Source organism: Streptomyces sp. KL109B, from assembly GCF_030766935.1.
Taxonomy (GTDB): domain Bacteria; phylum Actinomycetota; class Actinomycetes; order Streptomycetales; family Streptomycetaceae; genus Streptomyces.
Genome location: NZ_JASERL010000006.1, coordinates 272,737 through 291,485, shown reverse-complemented (window position 1 = coordinate 291,485; position 18,749 = coordinate 272,737). Strand labels below are relative to the sequence as shown.

The 18,749-nt window shown below is 71.1% G+C and carries 18 protein-coding genes; 12 read left to right on the top strand and 6 right to left on the bottom strand.

Annotation, left to right across the window (positions count from 1 at the left end):
* The first annotated feature begins 27 nt into the window (after nt 1-27).
* Entirely contained in the window at nt 28-582 is a 555-nt protein-coding gene (locus RBJ65_RS22140; protein WP_306316739.1) for a MaoC family dehydratase, read from the top strand.
* Here the strand turns inward: RBJ65_RS22140 and RBJ65_RS22135 are convergent.
* Together RBJ65_RS22135 and RBJ65_RS22130 are read right to left on the bottom strand one after the other, a co-directional pair.
* Nucleotides 537-1,148 (bottom strand): gamma carbonic anhydrase family protein, encoded by a 612-nt coding sequence (locus tag RBJ65_RS22135; RefSeq protein ID WP_306316740.1) that lies wholly within the window; start codon nt 1,146-1,148, stop codon nt 537-539. The genes RBJ65_RS22140 and RBJ65_RS22135 overlap by 46 nt on opposite strands.
* A 117-nt stretch (nt 1,149-1,265) precedes the next feature.
* The gene (locus RBJ65_RS22130; RefSeq protein WP_306316741.1) at nt 1,266-1,970 is read right to left on the bottom strand and encodes a FadR/GntR family transcriptional regulator; all 705 of its coding nucleotides are present in this window, start codon (nt 1,968-1,970) and stop codon (nt 1,266-1,268) included.
* A 180-nt stretch (nt 1,971-2,150) separates the two neighbouring features.
* On the opposite strand from RBJ65_RS22130, the gene RBJ65_RS22125 reads away from it, so the two are divergent.
* Genes RBJ65_RS22125 through RBJ65_RS22110 form a run of 4 tightly spaced genes read left to right on the top strand, consistent with a single transcriptional unit; the run spans nt 2,151 to nt 6,276 of the window.
* Entirely contained in the window at nt 2,151-3,110 is a 960-nt protein-coding gene (locus RBJ65_RS22125) for a dihydrodipicolinate synthase family protein (protein WP_306316742.1), read from the top strand.
* Nucleotides 3,107-4,045 carry an ROK family protein gene (locus RBJ65_RS22120; protein ID WP_306316743.1) on the top strand — a complete coding sequence of 313 codons (939 nt, stop codon included), beginning with the start codon at nt 3,107-3,109 and terminating at the stop codon, nt 4,043-4,045. The genes RBJ65_RS22125 and RBJ65_RS22120 overlap by 4 nt, the downstream gene beginning before the upstream one ends.
* 54 nt (nt 4,046-4,099) lie before the next feature.
* Nucleotides 4,100-4,780 (top strand): N-acetylmannosamine-6-phosphate 2-epimerase, encoded by a 681-nt coding sequence (locus tag RBJ65_RS22115; protein WP_306316744.1) that lies wholly within the window; start codon nt 4,100-4,102, stop codon nt 4,778-4,780.
* Between the two features lie 35 nt (nt 4,781-4,815).
* Nucleotides 4,816-6,276: a sialate:H+ symport family MFS transporter gene (locus RBJ65_RS22110; protein WP_306316745.1), complete on the top strand. Its 1,461-nt coding sequence runs from the start codon at nt 4,816-4,818 to the stop codon at nt 6,274-6,276.
* On the opposite strand, the gene RBJ65_RS22105 is transcribed toward RBJ65_RS22110, so the two are convergent.
* Nucleotides 6,273-7,781: an alpha-N-arabinofuranosidase gene (locus tag RBJ65_RS22105; RefSeq protein ID WP_306316746.1), complete on the bottom strand. Its 1,509-nt coding sequence runs from the start codon at nt 7,779-7,781 to the stop codon at nt 6,273-6,275. The genes RBJ65_RS22110 and RBJ65_RS22105 overlap by 4 nt on opposite strands.
* Nucleotides 7,782-7,925: 144 nt before the next feature.
* Here RBJ65_RS22105 and RBJ65_RS22100 point away from each other — a divergent pair, with 144 nt between their 5' ends.
* The 6 genes from RBJ65_RS22100 to RBJ65_RS22075 all read left to right on the top strand — a co-directional run bounded on the left by RBJ65_RS22100 (nt 7,926) and on the right by RBJ65_RS22075 (nt 15,436).
* The gene (locus RBJ65_RS22100) at nt 7,926-8,966 is read left to right on the top strand and encodes a LacI family DNA-binding transcriptional regulator (protein WP_306316747.1); all 1,041 of its coding nucleotides are present in this window, start codon (nt 7,926-7,928) and stop codon (nt 8,964-8,966) included.
* Nucleotides 8,967-9,172: 206 nt separating this feature from the next.
* Nucleotides 9,173-10,447: an ABC transporter substrate-binding protein gene (locus tag RBJ65_RS22095; protein ID WP_306316748.1), complete on the top strand. Its 1,275-nt coding sequence runs from the start codon at nt 9,173-9,175 to the stop codon at nt 10,445-10,447.
* A complete protein-coding gene (locus RBJ65_RS22090; protein ID WP_306316749.1) occupies nt 10,444-11,403 on the top strand; it encodes a carbohydrate ABC transporter permease in 960 nt (319 codons plus the stop codon). Before RBJ65_RS22095 ends, RBJ65_RS22090 begins: the two co-directional genes overlap by 4 nt.
* Nucleotides 11,403-12,230: a carbohydrate ABC transporter permease gene (locus RBJ65_RS22085; RefSeq protein ID WP_306316750.1), complete on the top strand. Its 828-nt coding sequence runs from the start codon at nt 11,403-11,405 to the stop codon at nt 12,228-12,230. The genes RBJ65_RS22090 and RBJ65_RS22085 overlap by 1 nt, the downstream gene beginning before the upstream one ends.
* Before the next feature lie 16 nt (nt 12,231-12,246).
* Nucleotides 12,247-13,833, top strand: coding sequence for an arylsulfatase (locus tag RBJ65_RS22080; RefSeq protein WP_306316751.1), 1,587 nt, complete (start codon nt 12,247-12,249; stop codon nt 13,831-13,833).
* 271 nt (nt 13,834-14,104) lie between these two features.
* Nucleotides 14,105-15,436 carry an MFS transporter gene (locus RBJ65_RS22075; RefSeq protein ID WP_306316752.1) on the top strand — a complete coding sequence of 444 codons (1,332 nt, stop codon included), beginning with the start codon at nt 14,105-14,107 and terminating at the stop codon, nt 15,434-15,436.
* Between the two features lie 13 nt (nt 15,437-15,449).
* Here the strand turns inward: RBJ65_RS22075 and RBJ65_RS22070 are convergent, their stop codons facing one another.
* The gene (locus RBJ65_RS22070; RefSeq protein ID WP_306316753.1) at nt 15,450-15,923 is read right to left on the bottom strand and encodes a MarR family winged helix-turn-helix transcriptional regulator; all 474 of its coding nucleotides are present in this window, start codon (nt 15,921-15,923) and stop codon (nt 15,450-15,452) included.
* Between the two features lie 63 nt (nt 15,924-15,986).
* On the opposite strand from RBJ65_RS22070, the gene RBJ65_RS22065 reads away from it, so the two are divergent.
* Nucleotides 15,987-16,382 (top strand): cupin domain-containing protein, encoded by a 396-nt coding sequence (locus tag RBJ65_RS22065; RefSeq protein WP_306316754.1) that lies wholly within the window; start codon nt 15,987-15,989, stop codon nt 16,380-16,382.
* 28 nt (nt 16,383-16,410) lie between these two features.
* Here RBJ65_RS22065 and RBJ65_RS22060 read toward each other — a convergent pair whose 3' ends face one another.
* Nucleotides 16,411-17,457, bottom strand: a complete 1,047-nt coding sequence (locus RBJ65_RS22060) for a hybrid-cluster NAD(P)-dependent oxidoreductase (RefSeq protein ID WP_306316755.1) — start codon at nt 17,455-17,457, stop codon at nt 16,411-16,413.
* Nucleotides 17,454-18,728 (bottom strand): aromatic ring-hydroxylating dioxygenase subunit alpha, encoded by a 1,275-nt coding sequence (locus tag RBJ65_RS22055; RefSeq protein WP_306316756.1) that lies wholly within the window; start codon nt 18,726-18,728, stop codon nt 17,454-17,456. The genes RBJ65_RS22060 and RBJ65_RS22055 overlap by 4 nt, the downstream gene beginning before the upstream one ends.
* Nucleotides 18,729-18,749: the final 21 nt, after the last annotated feature.

The following is an 18,749-nucleotide window of genomic DNA, read 5'->3' as shown; positions in this document are numbered from 1 at the left end:
CCCTCCGCATCCGCTAACGTGCGAAGAATGACGACCGCCCCCACCACGTACGCCATCGGCCCGGACTTCAACACCCCCATCGAGAAGCGGTACTTCGAGGACTACGTCCCCGGATCGACGTACGCCTACGGCAGCATCACCGTCACCGAGCAGGCCGTCCTCCGCTTCGCCGGCGAGTTCGACCCGCAGGACATCCACACCGACCCCGAGGCCGCCGCCTCCGGCCCGTTCGGGGGACTCATCGCCAGTGGCTGGCACACCGCCTCGGTGATGATGCGGCTGTACGCGGACCACTACATCAGCAAGGTCGCGAGCCTCGCCTCACCCGGCATCGACGAACTGCGCTGGCTGCGCCCGGTACGCCCCGGCGACAGCCTCTCGATCCGCACCACGGTCCGCTCGGCGCGCCCCTCCCGCACCAAGCCGGACCGCGGCCTCGTCCACACCGACGTCGAGGTCCTCGACCAGCACGGCGAACAGGTGCTCACCCTCAAGGCGATGAACCTGCTGCTGCGCCGCGACCCCGCCACCACCGATCAGGGTGAATCCGGCGGGTCCGACAGCCGCCGGTCGTCCGAGTGAGCTCCGTAGAAGTCGACTTGGCGCTCCATGACCGTACGCATGGGGGTGCCGCGCGGCACGCCGTAGACGGTGCCGGGGAAGTCCAGGGGCTCCTGCTCCGCCCACAACTCGGCGTGCTGGTCCGGGGAGAACAGCTTGGCCGGGTCCCCGGCGGCGATCCAGCCGATGGGCACCACGGTGTCGGGCCCCAGCCGGGAGTTCACGTGCAGCACGCTGTTGATCCGCAGCTCCGAACGCGTCCCGGCCACGGCCCCGGGGAACATCGACACCCCGGTGGCGACGAAGACCTCGTCCTCGACACGCGCCCCGTTGATGTGCGCGTGCGGCCCGACAAGGACCGCGTCCCCGAGCACGGCGGGATGCCGCGCCCGGCCACGGACCAGGGCGTTCTCCATGACGACGACGTCCCGGCCGGTCCGTACCTCGCCGTCCTCTGCGGTGAGTACGGCGCCGTGCAGGACGCGCGCCCGCTCCCCCAGGACCACCGCGCCGCACAGCACGGCCGACGGAGCCACGTACGCGGACTCGGGGACCATGGGCCGCTGCCCACGATGTTCGATCAACATGCCCACCAAGCGTAGGGCAGCGGCCTTCTGACCGGGTGTCAGCCGGCGTCCGACCGGGTGTCAGCCGACGTCCGACCAGTGTCAGCCGACGTTCGGGCCGAGGACCGAAACCGTCCGCTAGGAGTTGGCGCCGCCCGGTGCCAGGCGCTCCCGGATGCCGTCGAAGTGGGTACGCATCGCCTGGGCCGCGGCGGGGCCGTCGCCCGCGGCCAGCGCGTCGACGATCGCCTTGTGGTGGGCGGCCGTGACGGCGCCCTGTTGGTGGGCGTCGCCGATGTCGTAGCGGACCTGGTCCATCGCGGCCCAGAACGCGTCGAGTACCTCGCTGAGCAGGTAGTTGTCGAGGGAGCGGTAGAGCGCCATGTGGAAGGCGCGGTCCGTGGCCCGCTCGACGCGCCCCGACTCGGACCCGGCCTCCTTCTCCATGTCCGCGACGATGTCGCGCAGCGCCTCAAGGTCGTCCTCTGGCAGGGACGCCGCGACGCTTTCGACGAGCCCCGCTTCCAACACCTCGCGCACCCGCATGAGTTCGTACAGGCTCGACTCCCCGTTGCGGTGCCGCACCGCCGCGCGGAAGGCGAGGCCCTTGACGAAGGGGTCGAGGGAGAGCGAGCCCACGACGGTGCCGGAGCCGCGCCGGATCTCGATGACGTGCAGCGCCTGGAGCGCCTTGAGCGCCTCGCGCAGCGAGACCCGGCTGACGTCGAAGAGCTCCGCCAGCTCGCCCTCGGGCGGCAGCGGGCTGCCCGGCGTCAGACCGCGGTCCAGGATCAGCTGCCTGATGCGTTCCTGCACGTCAGCGGTGAGCGTGGAGCGGGCCACCGGCGACTCCCTTCCGTTCGGTCCGGGCGCGCACGCCGTCCGCGCTCCCGGATGTGACTCACGACGCTCTTGACCTGTGGCGCCTCGCTGAGTCTATGGTGACGACTGACGTAAGACATCTTACGTCTTATCTCTGCACCACCTCCGCATCACCTCTGCACCACCTCTGGAGCATCCGTCATGCCTCTCACCGCCCCTCTGCGCGGGGTCGTCCCGCCCGTCTGCACCCCGCTCGACGCGCACGGCGACGTCGACACCGCCTCGCTGACCCGGCTCGTCGGCCACCTCGTCGACGGCGGGGTGCACGGCCTGTTCGCCCTGGGGTCGACCAGCGAGGTCGCCTACCTCACCGACGCGCAGCGCGACACGGTCCTGGAGACGGTGGTGCGCGCCGCGGCGGGCCGGGTGCCGGTGCTGGCCGGCGTCATCGACACCACGACGCCGCGCGTCGTCGAGCACGCGAGGCGCGCCGCGAATCTCGGCGCCGACGGGCTCGTGGCCACCGCGCCCTTCTACACCCGCACCCACCCGCTGGAGATCGCCCGGCACTTCCGCCGCGTCCGCGAGGCGATTGACCTCCCGTTGTTCGCGTACGACCTGCCGGTGTCGGTGCACAGCAAGCTGTCGGCGGAGCTGCTGATGGAGCTGGCGCGGGACAGCACTCTGGCGGGCGTCAAGGACAGCAGCGGGGACGAGGGCGGGCTCCGGCGTCTCGTCGTGGCGCTGGGTGGCCGGGGCGGTCGCGAGTCGGGCCCCGCGCCCCGCTTCAGCGTCCTCACCGGGTCCGAACTGACCGTGGACGCCGCCCTGTTGGCGGGTGTGGACGGTGTCGTCCCCGGCATCGGGAACGTCGACCCGGCCGCGTACGTACGGCTCTACGATGCCGCCCGCGCGGGCGACTGGGACCTCGCGGCGAAGGAGCAGGAGCGGCTGGTCGAGCTGTTCGGCATGGTCGACGCGGGGCCCGAGGCCGACATGGGGCGCAGCTCGTCCGCGCTCGGTTCGTTCAAGGCCGCGCTGCGGCTGCTGGGTGTCATCGACGACGGCACCACCGCGTTTCCGCAGATCCCGCTGGGCGAGCCGGCCGTCGAGGCCGTCGCCGAGCGGCTGCGGGCGGCGGGGCTCGGGCCGGTCCGGTGAGGGCGACGGACGCCGAGTCACCCACCCCCTCCGCCCCGGTCGTCGGACTCGACCTCGGCGGGACGAAGATCGACGCCGCGCTCGTCGCTGCGGACGGGACCGTACTCGATCGGCACACCCGGCCAACTCCCGCCACCGAAGGGCCCATTGCCGTGCTCGACGCGCTCGCCGACGCCGCGCGGGCCGTCGACCGCGGGGCGTGGGCCGTCGGTGTCGCCGCCGCCGGTGTCGTCGACCCGCGCACGGGGACGGTGACGGCCGCGACCGACATCATTCCCGGGTGGGCCGGCACCGCGCTCGGCGCCGGGCTCGCGCAGCGCACCGGGCTTCCGGTCGCCTGCGACAACGACGTACGGGCCACGGCCGCGCCCGAACTCGCCGCACTCGGGGACGACGCCACCCTGCTGTTCGTCGCCGTCGGCACGGGTGTCGGGGGCGCGATCGCCGCCGGTGGGCGGATGGTGCACGGGGTCGCGGGGATCGCCGGGCACCTCGGGCACCTGCCGAGCCCCGAGGCCGCGGGCCTGCCGTGCTCCTGCGGCGCCACGGGGCACCTCGAAGCCGTCGCCTCCGGGACCGGCATCACGGCCCTGTACGAGCGGTTGGGCGGGAGCCGTGCCGACCGCTTGCAGACCGTGGCCGAGCGGGCGGCGGCCGGGGACCGGGAGGCCGCGGAGGCGATCGCCGTCGGGGCGCGGGCGACCGGGCGGTTGCTCGGCGGGCTCGCCAACGCGCTCGGTCCCGACCGCGTCGTGGTCGCGGGCGGCGTGCCCCGGATCGGCCCCCTGTACTGGGACGCCCTCACCCTCGCCTTCGCCGGTGAACTCATGGCGCCACTGCGCGACTTGCGGCCCGTCGGTCCGCGGTTCGGTTCCGACGCCGCCGTGTTGGGCGCCGCCTCCCTCGTCCGTACGACGACACTGCACACGCCGTAGCACGACCTCCACAGCCAACCAACCAACCAACTCCCTTGAACACGGAAGCCGTTGATGAACACCCCCACCCTCTTCCCCGCCCTCTCCGGACGCCTGATCGTGTCCTGCCAGGCCCCGCCCGGTGACCCGATGCGGGACACCGGCACCCTCGTCCGGCTCGCCCGCTCGGCCGCCGCCGGTGGCGCCGCCGGGATCCGCGCCAACGAACCGGAGGTGGTCGCCGCGATCCGCGCCGCCGTCGACCTGCCGCTCATCGGGCTGTGGAAGGACGGTGACACCGGCGTGTACATCACGCCGAGCGTCCGGCACGCCGTCGCGGTCGCCGAGGCCGGAGCCGACGTCGTCGCGATCGACGCCACCGCCAGGGCGCGGCCCGACGGCAGCACCTTCGCCGCGGCGGCCGCCGCCGTGCACGCGGCGGGCGCCCTGGTGATGGCCGATGTGTCGGCGTACGACGAAGGTGTCACCGCGGCCGCCGAGGGCGCCGACCTCGTCTCCACCACGCTCTCCGGCTACGCCCCCGGCTCCCCGAAGCAGTCCGGCCCCGACCTCGATCTCGTGGCGGCACTCGCCGCCGCCCTCGACGTCCCCGTGGTCGCCGAGGGCCGCATCCGTACCCCGCGGGAGGCCGCGCAGGCGCTTGAACGTGGCGCCCACAGTGTCGTAGTCGGCACGGCCATCACCGCTCCAACCGCCCTGACCAGCCAATTCGTCACGGGACTCGCCCAGCGCTGACGCGCGGGACGGCCTTCCGACATTCTGGAGACACCGTGCGCAACACATCCCACGACACACGTCCCTGGTACCGCGAGGTGACCGGTACCCAGTGGAAGTCGTTCTTCGCCGCCTGGGTCGGCTATGTCCTGGACGGCTTCGACTTCGTCCTGATCACCCTCGTCCTCACGGAGATCAGCGACGACTTCGGGCTGAGCACGGTGGAGGGCGCGAGCCTGGTGTCCGCCGCGTTCATCACCCGGTGGATCGGCGGCGCCGTGCTCGGCGCACTCGGCGACCTCTACGGCCGCAAGCTGTCGATGGTCGTGAGCATCCTGCTTTACTCCCTCGGCACCTTCGCCTGCGGTTTCGCCTGGGACTACACCAGCCTGTTCGTGGCCCGGCTCGCGATCGGCATGGGGATGGCGGGTGAGTACAGCGCCAGCGCGACGTACGCGATGGAGAGCTGGCCGGCCCGGCTGCGCAACCGGGCGAGCGGCTTCCTGATCTCCGGCTTCTCGGTCGGCTCCGTGCTGGCGGCCGAGGCGTACAAGTGGGTGGTGCCCGCGCTCGGTTGGCGGTGGATGTTCTACATCGGGATCGTCCCGATCGTCGTCGCGCTGTGGCTGCGGCGCGCGCTGCCGGAGGCCGCGGAGTGGAGCGAGACGGTGGAGCGGCGGGCCGAGAAGCCCAACCCGTTCCGCCCGCTCTTCGCGACCACGGCCCGCGCGACGACGAACGTCGTCCTCACCGTCGCCGCGACCGTTTCCCTGTTCGCCGTGTTCACACCTGTCGGAGCGGGGTACGTGCCGGTCCTCTCGGTCGTCGCGGGTGTCACGCTCATCGCGCTCGCGGCGCAGCTCGGCGGGCGGCGCGGCTGGGCGCTGTACGTGGCGATGACGGTGACGGTGTTCTTCGCGTTCCTCTACACCTGGCCGATCCAGGCGCTGCTTCCGACCTACCTGAAGACCGACCTCGGCTACTCCCCCGGCGAGGTCAGCAACGCGATGTTCTTCGCGGGCTTCGGCACGATGGCGGGCTGCTGGCTCGCCGGGTTCGTGGGTGACTGGATCGGCACGAAGAAGGCGTACGCGTGCACGCTCATCGCCTCGATGATCTTCGTGTTCCCGGTGTTCGCGGTCCAGGACAACCTGCTCCTGCTCGGCGGCCTCCTCTTCGTCCTCCAGGCCCTGAGCTTCGGCATCTCGGGGCTCCTCCCCCGCTACATCGGCGGCCACTTCCCCACCGAGAACCGGGCGGCCGCGCTCGGCTTCACGTACAACGTGGGTGCGCTCGGCGGCGCCGTGGCCCCGGTGCTCGGCGCGCATCTGGCCTCCGGGATGCCACTGGGCCGCGCCCTCGCGGTGCTCACCTTCGCGGGCACGATCATCGTGGTGCTGCTGGTGGGCCTCGACGTCCCGGCCCGCCTGAACCGCCTGACGGACCCGGCCGCGCCGCGCGACCACCTGGCGGCGGACCTGCCGGAGCGGGAGGAACCGGCGGCGTCCAAGCGTTAGGTCCTGTCGTTCGACGCCACCGCGTCCGCGACGGTCCACGACTCCGGTGGCAGCACCACCGTTGAGCGCCGGGCCCCGGCCTCCGCCTGCGTGAGTGCCACGAGGTTCAACTCGCGCGCGGGGCGCCGGTCGGCGGCCGTCATCGTCCACGCCTGCTTGATGTCGAAGGCGGCGAAGGCCCCGTGGTCGACCGTCAACTCCACAGGTTCGTCGCCCCGGTTGGAGAGGAAGAGGGCCGCCGCGCCCGTCCCCGTGTCGTGGGTGACGGCGGCGGCGACCTGGGGGACGGTGCCGTGCGTGGGGGTCACGAACTCCGGTGCCACCAGGCGGCAGTCGAGGGACCGGCCCCGCGCACGACGCGCCGCGGCGGCGAACGGATGGAAGATGGCCTGTTTGTACGCGGCGCCGCCCGGCTCGGCGTGGATCGGGGCGCTGACGTTGACGAGCAGCGACAGGCAGCCGATCCGGACGCGGTCGACGTGGTTGAGGATGCCGATGATCAGGTCGCCGAGGACGACGCCGTCGAGGGCCTGGTAGGGGTCTTCGGTGATGCGTGGTGTGGTGGCGATGGGTGCCTGACGGCCGACGGGTGACGCCTTGGCGAGGGACGACCACACGTTCCACTCGTCGAGCGAGATGTTCATGCGGCGCGGCGCGTTCAGGCGGGCGGCGACGGCGTCGATCGTCGCGGCGACGTCGTCGATGAAGGTCTCCAGGAGGCGCCCGGAGGCGAGGTAGTCGCGGCGGTCCTGGGTGCCGTCGTAGTAGGCGTGCATGGAGATGAGGTCGGCCACGCCGGTCGTCGCCTCCGCGACGGTGTCCTCCCACGTCCCGAAGGTCTTCATGGTGCGGAACGACGAGCCGCAGGCGACGAGTTCGATGTCCGGGTCGACGAGGCGCATCGCTTTGCCGGCCTCGGCTGCGAGCTGTCCGTACGCGGTGGCGGTGGTGTGTCCGAGCTGCCAGGGGCCGTCCATCTCGTTGCCGAGACACCAAGTGCGTACGCGGTGGGGTTCGGGGTGTCCGTTGGCGGCGCGTTCGCGGGTGAGCGAGGTGCCTTCGGCGAGGTTGGTGTATTCGACGAGTTCGGCGGCCTCCCGCACACCCGCCGTGCCGAGGTTGACGGCCATCACCGGGTCCATGCCGAGGCGACGGGCCCACGGCAGGAACTCGTCGGGGCCCACCGTGTTGGGCTCGACGGAGCGCCAGGCGAGGTCGAGGCGGGTGGGCCGGTCGGCGACGGGGCCGATGCCGTCGCGCCAGTCGTAGCCGGAGACGAAGTTCCCGCCGGGATAGCGGACGGCGGTGACACCGAGTTCGGTCACCAACTCGGCGACGTCGGCGCGGAATCCGTGCCGGTCGGCCGTCGGGTGGTCCGGCTCGTGGATCCCGGTGTACACGCACCGGCCCATGTGCTCGACGAAGCTGCCGAAGACACGTGGGTCGATGTCACCGACCTCGAAGTGCGGGTGGACGGTGAGCTGTGCTTGCTGCCGGTGGTTCACGAAGAGCCGTTCTGTCGAGCGGGTGACGTGGGGGCGCGGGGAGGGCGTGGGAGGCGTGGGTTCCGAAGGAAGGTTCCATCGTTGTACCTCCGGTCGCGCGGAACCGTCAACTACCCTCGCTGCGACGAACTTCGGGAGGAACACGTGGGCGACCCCACCCTGCACGACGTGGCGGCGCGCGCCGGCGTATCGATCAAGACCGTGTCGAACGTGCTGCGCGGTGTGCGCGGCAAGGTCTCGACAGCGACCGCGGAGCGCGTGCACCAGGCCATCGCGGAGCTCGGCTACCGCCCCAACCTCTCGGCCCGCAGGCTGCGTACGGGCAAGTCGGGTGTGCTCTCCCTCGCCGTCCCCGACCTGCGTAATCCCTATTTCTCCGAGGTCGCCACGGCGATGATCCGGGCGGCCCGCGCCGTCGGACACACCCTGCTCATCGAGGAGACGGGCGGCGATCCGGAGGTCGAGCTGCACGCGGCCGAGGGACTCGGTGACCCGATGATCTCGGGCGTCGTACTCGCCCCGCTCACGGTCGACCCGGAGCGGCTGGCCGGGCGTGCGCGGCCGGTGCCGCTGGTGCTGCTCGGCGAGCACGACGGGGACGGCGACTGCGACCACGTCACCTTCGACAACCTCACGGCCTCCCGGGAGATGACCGGCCACCTCATCGCCCGTGGCTACCGGCGCATCGCGGTCGTCGGCCGGCAGGAGGGACCGGTGCAGGCCGCGGCCGTGGCGGAGCGGCGGCTGGCCGGGCACCGCGAGGCGCTCGCGGCGGCGGGCCTGCCGCAGGATCCCCGACTCGCCCCGGCGCTGCCCGCCTCGCCCGCCGGTTACGGCAAGTCGGCCGGCATGGAGTCCGCGGGCGCGCTCCTCGATGGGGGTCCGCCCCCCGACGCGCTGTACTGCTTCGCCGATGTGCTCGCCGTCGGCGCCCTGCGCGCGGCCCACGAACGGGGCCTGCGGGTGCCGGACGACCTGGGCCTCGCCGGGTTCGACGGCATCGAGGAGGGCCGCTTCACCATCCCGACGCTGACCACGGTCGTGCCCGACTTCGCCGACATGGCGACGCGCGCCATCACGGCCCTGATCGAGCGGATCGACACGGACGGGCCCGTCGGACACCGGGACATCGTGTGCCGTCACGAACTCGCCGCACGGGAAAGCACGCTGCCGAAAAGGGCCTGAGACCGAGCCCTGAACTTCCGCTCCGACCAGGCATGTTGTGGGGTGGCGCGACACACCTCGCGGACCGGCCGCGAGTTCACGTGCCGGAAATCAAGTGTTGACGCCCTCGATTGTGAGCGCTAACAATCCTCGCGTGCCCCGAAGCCGTTCACGGCCGCTCCGGGGACCGTTGCCCTACCCCGGACACCAGTGACAGGAGTCTTGGCATGCCCAGATTGATGGGAGGGAAGCAGCTCACCCGGCGAACCTTCTGCACCGCAGCCACCGGTGCCGCTCTGCTCGGCGCCGCCGGCTGCGGCGGTGACACCACCGCGAGCGGGGACGGCAGGCTCGTGCTGACCTTCTGGCACGGGTTCACCGAGGCGGACGGCAAGACGATCGCCGCGATCGTCCGCGAGTTCAACGCCTCCCACCCGCACATCCGCATCGACGTCCAGGTCAACCCCTGGGATGTCATCACCAGCAAGCTGCTGCCCGCGGTCGCCGCGAAGGCGGGCCCGGACATCGTGGCCCAGCCGACCACGTCCGCCGCGAAGTACATCAAGGTCGGCGCGTTCCGCCCGCTCGACGACTTCTACCGCCGCGCCGACGCCCGCAGGTACCTGCCGAACGCGGTGCGTGCCTCGACCGTCGAAGGGCGCCGCTACGGCGCGCCGTTGGCGTTTGCTGCAAACACTCTCTTCTACAACAAGAAGCTGTTCGCCCGGCACGGCATCGACGGGCCGCCGGACACCTGGGACGCGTGGGTCCGCGTCGCGCGACGCCTTACGGTCGGCGACGGCACGCCCCGCCAGTATGGGCTCTCGCTGTCCAGCCACGGCCCGTCCGCGAACACCCTGTGGACCGGGATGCTGCACGCGGGCGGCGGCCGGGCCGTCCACGACGGTCGGATGACGATCGACAGCCGGGCCAACCGGCGCACCCTCGGGTACTGGCAGGACGCCGTCGCCCGGCATCGTGTCAGCCCGAAGGACCTCGGCGACGCGGCCTCGCTCGACCTGTTCACCGCGCAGAAGGCGGCGATGGTCGTCGGCGGCCCCTTCCTCACGCTGATCGCGAAGCGCGCCGGGATCGACTACGGGATCTCCGCGGTGCCTGCCGGTCCCGCGTCGGCGGCGGCCGGGGCCAATGTGCTGGCGATGTATCTGACGTCGCAGGCGGACCGGCGCAAGACGGCCGCGATCCACGAGTTCTTCACCTTTTTCAACAGCAAACAACAGCAGTTGGTGTGGTCGCGGGCCTCGGGCTGGCCGCCGAACCGTACGGACATCCCGCCGTCCGCGATCCGCGGCAACCCGGACGTGGCCGCCATCGCGCGCTGCGGACCGCACGCGGTCACGGACTTCGAAGGGGTGGAGAACTACACGGAGTTGGCGACCGAACTCGACACGGTCACCCAGAAGACCATCAGCGGTCAGGACGTCGCATCCGTCCTGGCGCAGGCGCAGAGCCGGATGCAGCGGAAGCTGGACCTCTCATGACATCGACTCCTGTGAAGTCGGCCGCGAAGCCGCCCTACCGCGCGCCTCGCCCGCTCGGCGGCCGGGTCCGCGCCCGCCCCTCGCCGCGCGGCCGACAGGGCGCGCACGCCGCCGCGTTCCTCGCTCCGGGGCTCACCGTCCTCGCCGTGTTCGTGTTCTGGCCGATCCTCCAGGCGTTCCGGCTGTCGTTCACGGACGCGACCGGGTTCACCTCGGGTCACTGGGTCGGCCTGGACAACTATCTGCGCATCTTCCAGGACCCGGATGTCGGCCGCGCCTTCCTCAACACCGGCCTGTACGCGGTGCTGTTCACCCCGGCCGTGGTGTGTGTGGCGCTGCTGGGCGCCCTGCTGCTCAATCAGCGGCTGCCGCTGCGCACGGTCAGCCGCACTCTGTTCTTCCTGCCGTTCGTGATGTCCTTCGCGGTGGCCGCGCTGGCCTGGCAGTACCTCCTCGACCCCAATGTGGGTCTGGTGAATTACTGGTTGCGCCAGGTCGGCCTCGACCTCGGCAACCCGCTGCAGTCACCGACCTGGGCGATGCCCGTCGTGGTGTTCGTGGCGGTGTGGAAGATGGCCGGGTTCTACATGGTCGTCTTCCTCGCGGGGCTTCAGGACATCCCCCGGCACCTGTACGAGGCGGCGGCGGTGGACGGCGCGGGTCCGCTGCGCCGGTTCACCACGGTCACGCTCCCGGGGCTCACCGACAAGCTGGCCTTCGTGCTGATCTTCGCGGTGATCGCCGCGTTCCAGGCGTTCGACCAGATCTACATCATGACCAGCGGAGGCCCGTACCGGAGTACCGAGACCCTGGTGATGTCGATCTTCACGGAGGGCTTCGCCAACCTCAAGCTGGGCTTCGCGTCGGCCCTGGCGATCGTGCTCATGCTGGTGACGTTCGCGCTCAGCGCGGTGCAGTACCGCTGGTTCGGCCGGCGCGAAGGGGAGGCGGCCTGATGCTCACCACGACGACGACTCGACGTGTGGCACTCCTGGCGGTCATGGCGGCCGCGGCCCTCTTCATGGTCCTTCCCCCGGTCGTGATGCTGCTGACCGCGTTCACCCCGCAGTCGCAGATCAGCCAGTGGCCGCCCTCGCTGTTTCCGCACTCGCTCACCCTCGACAACTTCCGGGAAATCTTCGGCGAGTTGCCGTTCGGCCGGATGTTCGGCAACAGCCTCTTGTTCGCGGGCGGCGTCACGGTCCTCACCCTGATCTTCGACTCGCTGGCCGCGTACGCCCTCGCCCGCATCGACTTCCGTGGCCGCCGCGTGCTGCTGCTCACCCTGATCGCGACGCTGATGGTGCCCTTCCAGGCGACCCTGGTGCCGGTCTACCAACTCATCATCGACCTCGGCTGGGTGAACACCTTCAAGGGACTCATCATCCCGCGAGCCACCAGCGTGTTCGGCATCTACCTGCTGCGCCAGTTCTTCATCGCGCTGCCGCGCGACCTGGACAACGCGGCGCGCATCGACGGCGCGGGCGAGTTCCGGGTGTTCTGGTCGGTGGTGCTGCCCAACGCGAAGCCCGCGCTTGTCACGCTCGCGCTGTTCTCCTTCGTGAACAACTGGAACGACATGCTGTGGCCGCTGGTGTTCACGACCAAGGCCGACGCCACCACGGTGGTGTCCGGCCTCTCCCTGCTGACCGGGGCGTCGGGCACCGCGCCGTACGGGGTGATGATGGCCGGATCGCTGATCGCGACGGTGCCGCTCGTGCTCGTATTCCTGCTGTTCCAGCGCCAGTTCGTCGAGGGCGTCGCCACGACGGGCATGAAATGAAGAGGGGGACCCTCACATGACTCGCGCCACCACCCGCCCCGACATCCTCGTCGTTCTCGCCGACGATCTCGGCTTCTCCGACATCGGCTGCTACGGCAGCGAGATCGACACACCCAATCTGGACCGCCTGGGCCGCACAGGCACCCGCTTCACCCAGTTCTACAACTCCCCGCGGTGCAGCCCCTCCCGGGCCTCACTCCTCACCGGCCAGCACCCGCACCGGGTCGGCGTCGGCATCCTCACCGGCGACGAGCGCCCCGACGGCTATCCGGGGAACCTCTCCGACGACTGCGTGACCGCACCCGAGGCACTGCGCTCCGCAGGCTACGGCACGTACATGAGCGGAAAGTGGCATCTGGCCGCGGTTATGGACAAGCCCAATGGGACCTGGCCCACCCGCCGCGGCTTCGACCGCTTCTACGGCACCATCGACGGGGCGGGCAGCTACTACACACCCACCACGCTCACCTCCGGCGAGGAGAGCGCCGAGCCCGGACCGGGCTTCTTCTACACCGATGCCATCACCGACAACGCGGTCCGGTTCGTCACCGATCACGACCGCGACCGCCACGACGACCCGCTGTTCCTGTACCTCTCGTACACGGCACCGCACTGGCCGCTGCACGCGTCCGAGGAGGACATCGCCCGCTACCACGGCCGGTTCGACGCCGGCTGGGACCGGCTGCGCGAGCAACGCCTCGAACGGCTCGTCGCGGAAGGCGTCATCGACCCGTCCTGCGACCTCACCGACCGCGACCCCGAGGTACCGGCCTGGGACGACACCGGCCACCACGACTGGGAGACGCGGCGCATGGAGACCTACGCCGCCCAGATCACCCGCATGGACACCGGCATCGGCCGCGTGCTCGACACCCTGGAACGACTCGGCCGCCTGGACAACACCCTCGTCCTCTTCCTCTCCGACAACGGCGGCTGCGCCGAGGAGTTCGGCACCGCGCCTGGCCAGATCGACCGCCACCCCACCATGCCCGAACACACCAGTGCCGGAGCCCCCGTCCGCTACGGAAACGACCCCGGCGTCGTACCCGGACCGGAAGACACCTTCGCCAGCTACGGCCGCAGCTGGGCCAACCTGTCCAACGCGCCGTTCCGGGAGTACAAGCACTGGGTCCACGAAGGCGGCATCGCCACCCCCTTCATCGTCCACTGGCCCGCGGGTCTCGGCTCCCCGGGCGCCCTGCGCACCATGCCCCGCCAGCTGGTCGACATCCTCCCCACCCTCCTCGACGTCGCCGAAGCGCACTACCCCGACGCGGCGCCCCCGCTTCCCGGCACGAGCCTCCTCCCCCTCCTGCGCGGGGCATCGGACCTCACCCCGCGCACCCTGTTCTGGGAACACGAGGGGAACGCCGGGGTTCGCCGGGACCGCTGGAAGCTGGTCCGCAAGTACGGCCAGGACTGGGAGCTGTACGACATGACCACCGACCGCACCGAGACCCGTGACCTGGCCGCCACCCGCCCGGACCTGGTAGGTGACATCGCCGCGCGGTACGAGCGCTGGGCGGACGAGGTGGGTGTCATCCCCCGGGAGCGGATCGAGGCGTTCTACCGGCGCCGGGACCAGGAGGCCGCGGCTGGGTGACGTCCGTGGGTCGGGTACCATCCGACACATGTCTGGTGCTTCGTGCGCGGCCGCCTGCGCCGCGGTGACGAGGACGCTCCGCTAGCGGCGGGGCGTTCTTCTCACATCTGTCGAACCTTCCGTCGCTCCGTGGCCGAACCGGAGCGGCACGTTCGTGCTGCTCGGAACCTCTTCTGAGCAAACGGAGCACTCTGTGCTTACAGGGTTTTCAAGGCTGTCAGGGCTGTCAGGGTTTTCCGGCAGATCCTCTTCGTGGCTGGTGCTGTGCAGCATGGCCACGCTGCAGTTCTTCATCGCGGTCGACGTGACCGTGGTCAATGTCGCGCTGCCCTCGATCGGCGCCGAGTTCGGTGTCGACGGGCACGCGCTGACGTGGGTGGTGGTCGGTTACACGATCACGGGTGGCGGCCTGCTGATGCTCGGCGGCCGACTCGCCGACGTGGTCGGCAGGCGGCGCGTCCTTCTGCTCGGCACCGCCCTCTTCGGCGCCGGGTCCCTGCTGGCCGGGCTCGCGCCGTCGTTCGCCGTGCTGGTGGTGGCCCGGCTGTTGCAGGGCGCCGGTGAGGCGGTCGCGCTTCCGGCGGCGATGGCGGTGATCGTGCTGCTGTTCCCGGAGGGGCCGCGCAGGTCGCGGGCGTTGGGGGTGTGGGCGGCCGTGGCGAGCTGTGGGCTCGTCCTCGGGTTCGTGGTCTCGGGCGTCGTCACGGAACTGCTCGGCTGGCGGTGGATCTTCCTCGTCTCCGTCCCGTTCGTCGCGCTCGTACTCACCGCGACGGTCCTCCTCGTTCCGGGTGAACGCCCCACCGGGCGGGCGCCGTTGGACCTTCCCGGCGCACTGCTACTCGTCGCGGCTCCACTTCTCTTCACGCTCGGTGTCGTGGAGGCGGGCGAGGCGGACGGTACGCGTCCGTGGCTGCCGCCGGTGGCACTGGCGGGCGCGGCCGGGGCCGTGCTCCTCTTCGTCCGGGTCGAACGCCGCTCGCGGAACCCGCTGGTCCCGCTGCGCCTCTTCCGCCACCGTCCACGCGTCCTGGCGAACACCGCCACCGCCCTCCTGAGCGCCGCGCTGTCCACCTCCTTCCTGCTGTTCACGTACTACTTGCAGGACCGGTTGGGCGCCGGGCCGCTCCAGGCCGGGGTGACGATGCTGCCGCTGGCGGTGTCCCTGATCGGGGCCTCGGTGCTGGTGCCTCGGCTGCTCGGACGGTGGGGCGCCCGGCTGTGCGTCCTCGCCGGGGTCGGCTTCACCGCGCTGGCCATGGCGGCGATCGCCCTGGCGGCCTCCCTCGAAGTCAGCGGGTGGGCACTCGTTCCGGCCATGGCGCTCGTCGCGGCCGGCATGGGCTTCGGGATCGTCGGACTGCAGTACGTCGCGGTGACCGGCGTGACCGAGGACGACGCGGGTATCGCCTCCGGCGTCCAGCGCGCCGCCGACCAGCTCGGCGGTTCCACCGGTGTCACGCTCTACGTCGGCATCGGCTTCGCCCCGGCCCTGGACGGCTTCGACCCGTTCCTGGTGAGCAGCGTCCTCGCGGTCGCGGGGCTCGCGGTGGCCGGGGTGGTCGCGGGGCGGCTTCCGGTGCCGGTGGTGGCGGCGGAGTAGCCGGGCGGGCGCCTCACCACACCGGTCGCAGCGGCGGAATGGCGTCGCCGGCCAACGTGCGGACGACTGCCGCGAGTTCGGCTCGCGGCAGTTCCCGGCCGCCTTCGCGCAGCCGCTTGGCGAGCTCGTCCTCCAGTTCGTGCAGGATCCGTCCGGCCACGGCGAGGTGTTCCCGCGCCTTGCCGGTGAGCACCACGAGCTTGCGTCGACCGCCGGAGGGGTGCGGTCGACGTTCCACGTACCCCCGCTTCTCCAGGTCGTCGATGATCTGCCCGGCGGCCTGCTTGGTGACACCGAGCTTCTCGGCGAGCTCACTACTGGTGGCGCCGGCCCCCTGGAGCACCTGAAAGACGAGGCCGTGCACGGGGCGCAGGTCGGAGTATCCGGCGGCGTCCACGCGGCTCACGAACTCGGTGAGCACCAACTGGAAGGCCATCCCGAGCAGGAAGGTGAGCTCGGCGCGTTCGAGCGGGTCACGATTCTCCATCGCCCTATCTTGACACACACATGTAAAGCTTCTTTACTCATGGCGAGTCAAGGAGCTTTACACATGAGTGTCGCAGGAGGCGTCATGAACGTGGTCAGTGAGAGTGCGCAGCGGACGACCAGAACCCCCGTCAGTTCGGCGTACGGCCTGGCGGCCCCCAGCCAGGGCAGCGACGAACTCAGCACGTGGCGCGTGGAGTTGGACACCGACGCGGCGACGCCGGTGCACATCATCGACCGGGAACAGGTCTGGATGCCGTTGTCGGGCGAGTTCGAGATCGAGGCGGAGGGCAAGGTCGACCGGGCCAAGGCCGGGGAGGCCATCGTCCTGCCCGGCGGGGTCGTGCGGCAATTGAAGGCGGTGGGGGGTCCGGCGCAGGCGCTGGTCGCGATGGCCGTCGGCGGGAAGGCGATGATGCCCGGCAGCGAGGACAGGATCCCGCTGCCGTGGGCCGAGTGACCCGGCCCACGCACCACTCCCCCACCCGTCACACGTCGATGACCAGGTCCTCCCGCGGCGTCGAACAGCACAGCAGGATCTTGTTGTTGGCGATCTCGCGGGGGCGGATGCCGCCCGCGTGGCGCATGTCGACCGAGCCCGAGAGGAGGGTGGTCTTGCAGGTGCCGCACAGGCCCTGGGCGCATGAGGCGGGGAGGGTGACGCCTTCGCGGGCGGCCGCGGTCAGGACGGGGGTCTCGGCGTCGCACTCGATGGTGCGGCCGGTGCGGGCCAGTTGGACCTTGTAGCCCGTGCCCGTGGCGGGGGCGGGGCCGGACTCCGGTGCCGTCACGGGCAGTGGGGCGAAGGTGAAGCTCTCCTCGTGGTAGTGGGCCAGGTCGAAGCCCTCGGTGGCGAGCATGTCGCGTACGGCCGTCATGTAGCCGGCGGGGCCGCAGGTGAACACCTCGCGTTCCGACAGGTCCGGGGCGAGCGTACGTAGTTGGGCCGCGGTCAGCTGGTCGGCGCGGTCGTCGAGGAAGTGGCGGACCCGGATGTGCGGGGTCGTGGCCGCGATGAAGTCGAGCTCCTGGCGGAAGATGATGTCCTCGTACGTGCGGGCGCTGTGCGCGAACACGACGTCCACCGGGTGGGACAGGTCGTAGAGCGTGCGGGTCATCGACATCAGGGGTGTCACGCCGCTGCCCGCCGAGAGGAAGAGGTACTTCGGGGCCGGGTGGAGGTTGATCGTGAACCGGCCGAGGGGGCCGCGGGCCCAGACGGCGCCGCCTGGCGCCAGGTGGTCGTGGAGGTGGTTCGAGACGAGGCCGCCCGGGACCCGCTTGACCGTGAGCGTGAGGAGATCGGGGCGGGTCGGGGCGGAGGAGATGGTGTAGCAGCGTTCGACCGGCTCGCCGTCGATGTCCAGGCAGAGCGTGAGGTACTGGCCGGGGTCGTGCCGGAACAGGCCGGGTTCGGAGGGGGTGAGGACAAAGGTCTTGACGTCCGCGGTGAGGTCCAGGACCTGTTTGCACACCAGCAGCCCGTCGGACCAGGCGGGCGGCAGGCCCGCCGCCGTCAGTGTCGCGGTCGTCATGGTCCCTCCAGGTGTGCGCGGAGCCGGGTGATGTACCAGGTGACGAAGGACTCGACCTGGGACTCGGTCGGGCTGTACGGGCCGGGTGCGTACGCGGGGCTGCTCACGCCCCGTTGGGCGCGGGAGACGAAGACCGCGTCCTGTTCGTTCGTGGCGGCCCAGACCCCGGTGAGTGTGTCGAGGTCGTAGTCGACGCCCTCCTCGGCGTCGGCGTGCACGAGCCACGTGGTGCGCACCAGCGTGCGGTCGGCCGCGAGCGGGACGACGGAGAACAGCACCGCGTGGTCGGCCGAGAAGTGGAACCAGGCGTTGGGTTGCAGATGCAGGCCGAGGTGGCCGAGGCGGGCCGTGGGGAAGTCGGCGAACAGGCGGCGCACCGCGGCCTTGCCGTCGGGTGTGAAGGACTCCCCCGCGAGGTCGAGGGGCTCGCGCTCGATACGGAAGCCGGTGGGGCGGGTGTCGAGTTCCTCGACGGGGGCGTAGGGCAGGCCCAGTGACTCGAACGTGGCGCGCGCCTCGGCATCCGCCTTCTTGAAGCGCTCGTACGTGGCCCGCATGCCCGGCGGCACCTCGTCCTCGGTGAAGTTGTAGAGCGGGAAGTAGCAGCGCTGCAGTTCGGGGTGGCCCGCGCAGTGGTAGCACTCCCGGTTGTTCTCCATGGTGAGCTTCCAGTTGCCGTGCTCGACGAGGTCGGTCTGCGCGGCCACCTTCGCGCGCGCCAGGGCGTGCGGGGCGAGGTAGGGCTCGACGCGGGAGGCGAACTCGTCGAAGTCGGCGGGTGGTTGGGCGGCCATGCTCAGGAACACGAGCCCGGCCACCGTGCGTACGTGGACGGTCCGCAGGCCGAAGCACGTACGGTCGAAGTCGGCCGGCTGCGACTCGGCGTGCAGCAGGGTGCCGTCGACGCCGTACGTCCAGTGGTGGTAGCCGCAGACGATGTTGCCGACGCTGCCGCGCTCGTCGTTGAGGATGCGGGCGCCGCGGTGGCGGCACACGTTGTGGAAGGCGCGGACCTCTTCGTCGTCGTCGCGGACGAGGATGACGGAGTACGGGCCGAGGGCGACCGTGATGTAGTCGCCGGGTTCCGGGAGTTCGGCCTCGGCGGCCACGAAGATCCAGCTGCGGGCGAAGACGGCTTCGACGTCGAGGGCGAAGAACGCGTCGCTGGTGTAGAAGGGGGCTTCGAGGCTGTGGCCGACCGGGCGGCGGGCGACGAGCTCGGCGGGGCTTTCGGCGGCGATGGGTGTGCCGGCGGTGGCGGGTGCGGTCATGGCGTCGACTCCGGTGGCTCG